10 protein-coding genes and 1 pseudogene are annotated in these 7,690 nt (G+C 52.7%); 3 read left to right on the top strand and 8 right to left on the bottom strand.

The window, feature by feature from the left end:
* The first annotated feature begins 266 nt into the window (after positions 1–266).
* Complete coding sequence (locus DZ54_RS0115205; protein ID WP_025674989.1) at positions 267–806, top strand: gamma carbonic anhydrase family protein; 540 nt, start codon at positions 267–269, stop codon at positions 804–806.
* Here DZ54_RS0115205 and DZ54_RS0115200 read toward each other — a convergent pair.
* The 3 genes from DZ54_RS0115200 to hemF are packed head-to-tail and all read right to left on the bottom strand — an operon-like array spanning position 756 to position 2,806.
* Positions 756–1,064, bottom strand: a complete 309-nt coding sequence (locus DZ54_RS0115200) for a DUF1488 family protein (protein WP_025674988.1) — start codon at positions 1,062–1,064, stop codon at positions 756–758. The two genes, DZ54_RS0115205 and DZ54_RS0115200, sit on opposite strands and share 51 nt — an antisense overlap.
* Positions 1,061–1,885: a shikimate dehydrogenase gene (gene aroE, locus DZ54_RS0115195; RefSeq protein ID WP_025674986.1), complete on the bottom strand. Its 825-nt coding sequence runs from the start codon at positions 1,883–1,885 to the stop codon at positions 1,061–1,063. Before aroE ends, DZ54_RS0115200 begins: the two co-directional genes overlap by 4 nt.
* 3 nt (positions 1,886–1,888) lie before the next feature.
* Positions 1,889–2,806 (bottom strand): oxygen-dependent coproporphyrinogen oxidase, encoded by a 918-nt coding sequence (gene hemF / locus DZ54_RS22345; protein WP_338057076.1) that lies wholly within the window; start codon positions 2,804–2,806, stop codon positions 1,889–1,891.
* A 178-nt stretch (positions 2,807–2,984) separates the two neighbouring features.
* Here hemF and purE point away from each other — a divergent pair.
* Together purE and DZ54_RS0115180 are read left to right on the top strand one after the other, a co-directional pair.
* Positions 2,985–3,466 (top strand): annotated as a pseudogene (gene purE / locus DZ54_RS22340) (5-(carboxyamino)imidazole ribonucleotide mutase).
* 4 nt (positions 3,467–3,470) lie between these two features.
* The gene (locus tag DZ54_RS0115180) at positions 3,471–4,619 is read left to right on the top strand and encodes a 5-(carboxyamino)imidazole ribonucleotide synthase (RefSeq protein ID WP_025674984.1); all 1,149 of its coding nucleotides are present in this window, start codon (positions 3,471–3,473) and stop codon (positions 4,617–4,619) included.
* Between the two features lie 21 nt (positions 4,620–4,640).
* Here the strand turns inward: DZ54_RS0115180 and DZ54_RS27600 are convergent, their stop codons facing one another.
* The 5 genes from DZ54_RS27600 to DZ54_RS25305 all read right to left on the bottom strand — a co-directional run.
* A complete protein-coding gene (locus tag DZ54_RS27600; protein ID WP_420804864.1) occupies positions 4,641–4,940 on the bottom strand; it encodes a DNA topoisomerase family protein in 300 nt (99 codons plus the stop codon).
* Positions 4,865–5,167: a DNA topoisomerase family protein gene (locus DZ54_RS27595; protein ID WP_128080546.1), complete on the bottom strand. Its 303-nt coding sequence runs from the start codon at positions 5,165–5,167 to the stop codon at positions 4,865–4,867. The genes DZ54_RS27600 and DZ54_RS27595 overlap by 76 nt, the downstream gene beginning before the upstream one ends.
* A 27-nt stretch (positions 5,168–5,194) precedes the next feature.
* Positions 5,195–5,668: a DUF494 family protein gene (locus tag DZ54_RS0115170; RefSeq protein ID WP_025674983.1), complete on the bottom strand. Its 474-nt coding sequence runs from the start codon at positions 5,666–5,668 to the stop codon at positions 5,195–5,197.
* Between the two features lies 1 nt (position 5,669).
* The gene (gene dprA, locus DZ54_RS0115165; RefSeq protein ID WP_025674982.1) at positions 5,670–6,779 is read right to left on the bottom strand and encodes a DNA-processing protein DprA; all 1,110 of its coding nucleotides are present in this window, start codon (positions 6,777–6,779) and stop codon (positions 5,670–5,672) included.
* On the bottom strand, positions 6,772–7,690 hold a 919-nt coding region (locus DZ54_RS25305; protein WP_025674981.1), incomplete at its 5' end, for a LysM peptidoglycan-binding domain-containing protein. The genes DZ54_RS25305 and dprA, both read right to left, overlap by 8 nt.

Raw genomic sequence — 7,690 nt, 5'->3', positions numbered from 1 at the left:
CTATCTTAATCTTTTAAAAACTCACGTCAAAGCGTTTTATTTTTTTATTTTGATTTTTTTTACTCCGACATGGCGCTGAGCGCTTGCGCTGCCTGCCGTGTCGATGGAGGCGCATTATAGGGAAGCTGATCAGATTTGGCAAGCCCTTTTTAGATTGTTTTTTAGAAAAAACTTATCACTCGCTGTTTTTTTATTCGCTAGGGTGTAAAACTGACACCAAACCCGCCCTTATTCGACATTATACAGAGATAAAAGAGGGATTTGTGATGGCAAAACAGCTACGCGCCTTTAAAGGGATAACACCTCAACTTGGTGAGCGAGTCTATATTGATGAATCCAGTGTATTGGCTGGCGATATTACGCTGGGAGATGATGTCAGTATTTGGCCGCTGGTTGCCGCCCGAGGCGACGTGAACCATATTCAGATTGGCGCACGCACCAACGTGCAAGATGGTTCAGTGCTTCATGTCACCCATAAAAATGCAGACAACCCACAAGGCTATCCGCTGATTATTGGCGAAGAGGTGACAATCGGCCACAAAGTCATGCTGCACGGCTGTCGTATCGGTAACCGTGTGCTGGTAGGGATGGGCACCATTGTTCTCGATGACGCAGTGATTGAAGATGAGGTTCTGATTGGCGCTGGCAGTTTAGTCCCGCCAGGAAAACGGTTAGAAAGCGGCTATCTCTATGTAGGCTCACCGGTCAAACAAGTACGGCCGCTTACAGAGCAAGAGCACGCCTATTTTGCACGCTCAGCGCAAAACTATGTCGACACCAAAGAGACCTACCGCTGCGGTAGCTAGATCACTAAGCTGCCATCGAAGTTCAAAGGCTTCTGACTCGATGGCTTCTTCCATGCGCTCTTCAATATCAAACCAGACCTGTTCGACTATCGCCTGGGCATTATCACTGTCCACCGTAAAGCCCGCGAGCACCGATAAGGTGGTAAAGCGGACGGCGCATTGTAGTAATGCCCCATTAAGCTGGCCGTAAAAACAAACACGCGCCTGCCCCATATCGATCTGCGCTTGGTCCACAGCGAGGATGAGGGATTGATTCATTCGCTGAGCGCCTCTCTTAACTGTTCACGCACCTGTTCGGTTTGCGGCCGACAACCACGCCACACGGCAAAGCTTTCTGCCGCTTGCTCCACCAGCATGCCCAAACCGTCTAAACATCGTCCTGCCCCTTGGCTTTGCGCCCATTGGTTGCTTGTTGTGCAGCCAGCTTGATACACCATGTCATAGACTGTGGCATGCGGGCCAATCGCGCCATGAGGGATAGGTGGATAGCTTTGATGCAAGCTTGCCGAGGTCGCGTTAATGATCACATCAACGGGGGCCGCCAAGGGTTTATCCACGGCGTGGCTAGCAATCGGCCCCGTCTCACCAAACGCAGCGGCAAGTTGCTGCGCTTTTTGCTCGGTGCGGTTAACAATCAATAGCGACGCAGGGCTCTGCTCGAGTAAAGGAAGAAGGACGCCACGTGCAGCGCCCCCAGCTCCCACCACCATAATACGCTTATCGCACAGTGCCACATGGTGATGCAATAAGTCGGTCACCAAGCCTGCGCCATCGGTGTTATCACCCAGAACGCTACCATCGCTTTGCTTGACCAGCGTATTCACGGCACCGGCACGACGGGCACGCTCTGTCAGTGTATCCGCCCAGTCATACGCTTGCTGTTTAAAGGGCACGGTGACATTGGCACCGCGTCCTCCCTCAGCAAAAAACCTCTGTATGGTGGTGACAAAGCCTTCGAGCGGCGCCTCAATCGCTTGATAGTCGATATCTTGTTGAGTTTGTGTCGCAAATGCGGCGTGGATCTGCGGTGATTGACTGTGGCCAATCGGGTGGCCGACCACGCAATAAAGATCGGTCATCCGTTACCACTCCCTCGGTTTAAGATAATTGCGATAGAGTCTCGCTTCCGGTGTATCTTCTTCTGGCGACCAGTTATATTCCCAGCGCGCCATGGGCGGCATCGACATTAGAATGGATTCAGTGCGCCCACCACTTTGTAGCCCAAACAGCGTGCCTCTGTCATACACCAAGTTAAACTCGACATAGCGCCCACGGCGGTAAAGCTGGAAATCTCGCTCACGCTCGCCATAAGGCGTTGCTTTGCGGCACTGTACAATCGGCAGATAGGCATCGATAAAACCTTTTCCAACCGCTTGGGTGTAGGCAAAGCACTGCTCGAATGGCCACTGGTTTAAATCATCAAAGAAAAGCCCGCCGACACCACGGGTTTCATCGCGATGGGGCAGAATAAAAATAGCGATCGCACCATGCTTTGTGATCAGCGTATACGCTATCACCAAAGGGCGCGCACAAGGCTTTGGCGGTCTCATGCCAATGCTGGCAGTCTTCCTCGAACGGATAGAAAGGCGTGAGATCAAAGCCCCCACCAAACCACCAAACCGGATCCGCGCCTTCTTTTTCGGCAATGAAAAAGCGCACGTTAGCATGCGAGGTCGGCACGTAAGGTTGTGGGGATGAATCACTAACGACACCCCCATCGCTTCAAAGCAGCGACCGGCGAGTTCAGGACGATGCGCTGTGGCCGAAGCAGGCATTTGATCGCCAAAGACGTGCGAAAAGTTCACCCCTGCTTGCTCAAACACCTGGCCCTGACGCAGGACGCGACTGCGCCCTCCGCCGCCTTTCTCTCGCTCCCACGCATCTTCAATAAAACGCGCTTGACCATCTTCTTGCGCCAGCTGTTGGCAAATATCATCTTGAAGCTGGAGGAAAAAAGCCTTTACGGCTTGTTTATCAATTGTCGACTGACCGTGTGCCACGCTCACATCCTTTGTTACTGAGACTATGTGGTTACTTTACCTGATCCACGCAATGGGATCTTGGCGGAATTTCATCTCCCACCACTGACGCAAACGTTTTCCTTACAATGGAATCTGGGTATAATTCGCGCCACGCTCAGCGTATCTTATTCACGCTTGTCATCAAGAAGGACGTATTATGACTGTCGGTATCATCATGGTTCGCAATCCGATTGGCCCACCATGACACATGCGGCTGCCATGTTGGATCACTTTGCCATCCCTTACGAAACCCGTATTGTCTCCGCCCACCGCACGCCACAATTACTTGCCGATTACGCCCAACAAGCGGCCGAGCGAGGAATTAAAGTGATTATTGCCGGCGCCGGTGGTGCCGCTCATCTTCCAGGAATGACCGCCGCACATACCAGCCTGCCGGTGCTGGGTGTGCCGGTACAGTCAAAAGCATTAAAGGGCATGGATTCGCTACTTTCTATTGCTCAAATGCCCAAAGGCGTGGCGGTTGGTACGCTTGCCATTGGTGAGTCAGGCGCCGCAAATGCAGGCCTCCTTGCGGCACAAATTCTCGCAACGGCCGACCCTGATTTGATGGCAAAAGTGGATGCGTTTCGTCAAGCGCAAACTGAGGCCGTTCTCGCTCAACCCATCCCACAAGGGTAAAACCATGAATATTCTGGTGTTAGGTGCGGGGCAACTGGCCCGAATGATAGCATTGGCCGGCGCGCCGCTCAATCTTACTGTCAGTGCCTATGATGTGCGTAGTGGCGATATTATTCATCCACTGACCCAGCAGCCGCGCGGCCAAGGGCTCGATACCGCGATAGCCGGCGCAGACATTATCACCGCCGAGTTTGAGCATATTCCCGCCGATATTTTGCATCAATGTGAGCAAAGTGGGAAGTTACGCCCCAGTGCGCAGGCGATTTTAACCGGTGGCGACCGCCAAATTGAGAAAGCCCTGCTGATGCAAGCAGGCGTCGCCAATGCGCCATACCGTGTGGTGCATACACAGGCTGATTTAGAAAAGGCTGTCGACGCACTGAGTGCGCCCTTAGTGCTGAAAAGCACTCTCGATGGCTATGATGGAAAAGGACAGTGGCGCTATCGTGATGGCGATGATCTCGACGCACTATGGACCGAATTGGAGGCGTTTCTTGCCGCCCCCGAACAGCGCGATGGACAAGCAATTATTGCCGAAGCCATGATTCCCTTTGACCGAGAAGTCTCACTGATTGGTGTGCGTGGCACCAATGGCGAATTTGCCAGCTACAGCCTGACCCAAAATCATCACCATGACGGGGTACTAACCCTGTCAGTGGCGCGCCCTGACGAACACGTTTTGCAGGCAAAAGCTGCGGAAATGGTGAAAAAGATTGCCGACACACTCAACTATGTCGGCGTACTCGCGGTTGAGTTTTTTGATGTGGATGGCAGCTTGCTGGTTAACGAAATTGCACCTCGAGTCCATAACTCGGGCCACTGGACGCAGCAAGGTAGCGCATGTTGCCAGTTTGAAAACCACCTGCGCGCGGTCAGCGGCTTACCACTTGGCGCCACCCGTTTGGTTCAGCCCACTGCGATGGTCAATATTTTAGGTCAAGGTAGTGTCCCACTTGCGACCTATCGCGACGCCCATGTGCATTGGTACAATAAAACACCTCAACCGGGGCGCAAAGTAGGCCATATCAATGTCACTGCAGCGTCGGCCTCCGAGCTTGCCACTAAGTTAGCCAGCTTAGCCAGTTACCTACCCGACGACGCCTTTCACGGTTTGAAATCCGCCGCGCTGGCACTGGCCGCGCAAGCCGATTAATCCCCAGACTCTGCAGCCGGTTCACCTTGAACCGCGCTGCAGAGCTTGTCGGCACATTGGTGTACCGACTTTCCCGCCTTTCTTGCGCTCTACTAATAACGCAAAGCCACATTTTTCGCAGCGACCCGCAATCGGTTGGACGTTCACGGCAAAGTGACATTTAGGATATTGGTCACAGGCAAAAAAGCGTTTGCCGTAACGGGATGTGCGCTCCACCAGCTCACCTTTAGTACAAGCAGGGCAACTCAACGCAGTGTGATCTGGCTCGTCCGTTTTTTCAATATGGGAGCATTGTGGAAACTGATCGCAGCCGATAAACATACCAAATCGGCTTGGCGCAATACTAACTCCCCATGATGACATTCCGGGCACGCAACCCCAAGGGCTTTGACTACATGGCCATCGCCATGATGAAGCGCTTTGGTATAGTGGCAGTTTGGATACGCCGTGCAGGCCAAAAACGGCCCTCGTTTGCCCGATTTAAACGCAAGAGCGCTGCCACATTCTGGGCAGCGCTCCTCCGTCTTCGGGGTATTCTCTGTATTCATTCACACCTTTACTATCATTGATAAGCGTTAATGCACGTACCCCTCTTGTGCGTCGTACAACATGTCTTCCATCTGTGTATACGCACGCTCGTTACCTGGCACGTTAAACAGCACCATCAGGATCACCCATTTCAGATCGTCTAAGCCGAACTCTTGCGTTTCTAACTCCATGACCCGATCGATCACCATCTCACGCGTTTCTGGTGACAACACCCCAGCTTGTTCTAAAAATAATAAAAACCCTCGGCTTTCTTGATCCAGAAAACGGGTTTCTTGCTCGGTGAAGACACGAATCGAGCTCTGTGCACTACCTGATAGATAGGGCTGTTTATCCGCATTTTGTAACTGAGCTAATTTTTCCAGCCAGTTTAGGGCCTTATAAATATCGTCTTGATGAAAACCCGCGCGGGACAATTCATCCGCTAACTCGTCCTGATCGATTATGACCTCAACATCACTATGGATGTAGGTTTCAAACAGGTACATAAGAATGTCCATCATGCTAGCCCCTCCTCGTTCTGACATAGCCACCGGGTACTGCTGCTACAAGCCCCTGGAGTTCTAAGTCTAACAACTGCATCATGATTTCGTGAACCGGTTGGTTGCAGCGCTCAGCTAGTACGTCAACGCACGTCGCGTTAGTCCCTACGTTAGCCAACAGCGTAGGAAATGGCAATCCTTGATCGGCATCTAACTTGGGCTCATCACTAAATAATTCGCTTTGTTGGCTCACAGCAAACTGAACCAAACTGTCTACCTCAGTTAAAATATCATCCACACTGTCCGTCAAGGTTGCGCCCTGCTTGATCAACTGGTGGCACCCCCGCGCTTGGACCTGATCGATGGGACCTGGGATCGCAAACACCCCTCGGTTTTGCTCTAGTGCGTAACGCGCGGTAATCAATGAGCCGCTTTGCGGTGCGGCCTCGACCACTAATACGCCCGCTGACAAGCCACTGATCAGACGGTTGCGACGAGGGAAGTGCTCTGCACGTGGCGGCGCATCTGGCCAAAACTCGGACACCAACGCGCCTTGTGTGATGATTCGGCTGGCTAAGCCACGGTGACGCGCAGGATAAATCCGCCCTAACCCACTTCCCAGCACCGCTAGTGTTTGTCCGTTCCCGTCTAAGGCACCTTTGTGCGCACGGCCATCAATGCCCAACGCTAAGCCGCTGGTAATGGTCAAACCGTAGTCGGCCAATTGTTTGGCAAATTGATAGGCCGTACTGAGTCCAGACTGTGTAGCATGACGGCTGCCCACCATGGCGAGCTGGGGCTTCGCTAGAGCGCTAGGATCACCTTGCACATAGAGGATAAGAGGCGCACTCGCGATTTCTTTTAACAACGAGGGGTAAGCGGGATGATCACGGCAAAGTAAGTGACAGTCGGGCGCTTCGGCCCAGCGTAAACTCGCACTGATTACCGCCTGATTAGGGCTGTGCACTGCCTGGCATTGTCCCTCGGTTAACCCAGCCGCGGCCAACGCCTGCTGAGATTGTTGAGGGATCACCTCGACCGGCCATGTCGATAAGAGCTTTCGACGTTGATTAGCCCGCAAACGTGGCACTTGAGCCAAGATTAACCAAGCGTATAACGTATCATCATTCATGATTGACCCGAGCGTTTGACGGCGGAACCGCGTGCATGCCGGCTTTCATCGGTTGAGTGGCTTGCTTGACCACCGCCAAACTCATCCAAGGATAGGTACGGATGACCATCACCTCACCGATTTTGACGCTCGGTAACAAGATAGTCTTACTTAGCGCTTTACTGCCTTGTGCTTGATACCGGTAATCACCCGGCTGATTCATTACCTGCTTGCCAGGCTGAGTCACTTGAAACACTTGCCCAGCCGAGACTTGCGCCTTTGATCCTTTATCCAACACCACTAATTGTCCTTGCGCCACGTATTCACTGCCATAGAGATGACCCAGCAGGGTCGTTTTCGTCGTCGCTGGATGAGGCCAAAATTGCGTCTTAGAATATTCGGGAACCGGCAATAACACGTCGTTGGGCCGTACCTCTTGATTGACCTCGGTCAGCGTCATCACACTATAGTTCGATGCCACACCGGTAACTGAGCCATTGGCCACATGCGTTAAGCTGACCATCTCCGGCGGATTATCAATGGCTTGCTCCGGGCGTCGAGACGAGAATGTGTGCGCCACTCGATATACCTGCCAATCGGTCGAATGCAGCGCGGCATCGATATACACAGAGTCCTGCGTTGATAAAAGGCGACGCCCCTCAGTCGATCCCAACACCCGAGGTAGTGCAACCAGTCGCGCTTTCTCAATCAAGGTATCTTGTGCTAAGTGAGGCAAGAGTAAGGGGTCGACACTCGGCACTGGCGATACCGATGCGTCTGCCGAAGCCGCACGAGATGGTGGGTACTCAATATGCGGTACCCCGTGTTGCCACTTCAGGACCAAGGTGTCACCTGGGTAGATAAGGTGTGGATCCTTTATACTTGGGTTGTCGTACCATACCTCTGGCCAGTACAAAGGATCAGCAAAAAAG

Origin of the sequence: Salinivibrio socompensis S35 (assembly GCF_000513715.1) — a bacterium.
GTDB classification, from domain to species: Bacteria; Pseudomonadota; Gammaproteobacteria; order Enterobacterales; family Vibrionaceae; genus Salinivibrio; species Salinivibrio socompensis.
Note: the sequence above shows the minus strand (reverse complement) of the source record. Positions and strands in the feature narration are given on the sequence as shown.

What these genes read in the sequence shown, in the direction of transcription:
- DZ54_RS0115205 (WP_025674989.1), top strand. Translation starts at nt 267, where the DNA reads ATGGCAAAACAGCTACGCGCCTTTAAAGGGATAACACCTCAACTTGGT.
- DZ54_RS0115200 (WP_025674988.1), bottom strand. Translation starts at nt 1,064, where the DNA reads ATGAATCAATCCCTCATCCTCGCTGTGGACCAAGCGCAGATCGATATG.
- aroE (WP_025674986.1), bottom strand. Translation starts at nt 1,885, where the DNA reads ATGACCGATCTTTATTGCGTGGTCGGCCACCCGATTGGCCACAGTCAA.
- DZ54_RS0115180 (WP_025674984.1), top strand. Translation starts at nt 3,471, where the DNA reads ATGAATATTCTGGTGTTAGGTGCGGGGCAACTGGCCCGAATGATAGCA.
- DZ54_RS27600 (WP_420804864.1), bottom strand. Translation starts at nt 4,940, where the DNA reads ATGTTTATCGGCTGCGATCAGTTTCCACAATGCTCCCATATTGAAAAA.
- DZ54_RS27595 (WP_128080546.1), bottom strand. Translation starts at nt 5,167, where the DNA reads ATGAATACAGAGAATACCCCGAAGACGGAGGAGCGCTGCCCAGAATGT.
- DZ54_RS0115170 (WP_025674983.1), bottom strand. Translation starts at nt 5,668, where the DNA reads ATGATGGACATTCTTATGTACCTGTTTGAAACCTACATCCATAGTGAT.
- dprA (WP_025674982.1), bottom strand. Translation starts at nt 6,779, where the DNA reads ATGAATGATGATACGTTATACGCTTGGTTAATCTTGGCTCAAGTGCCA.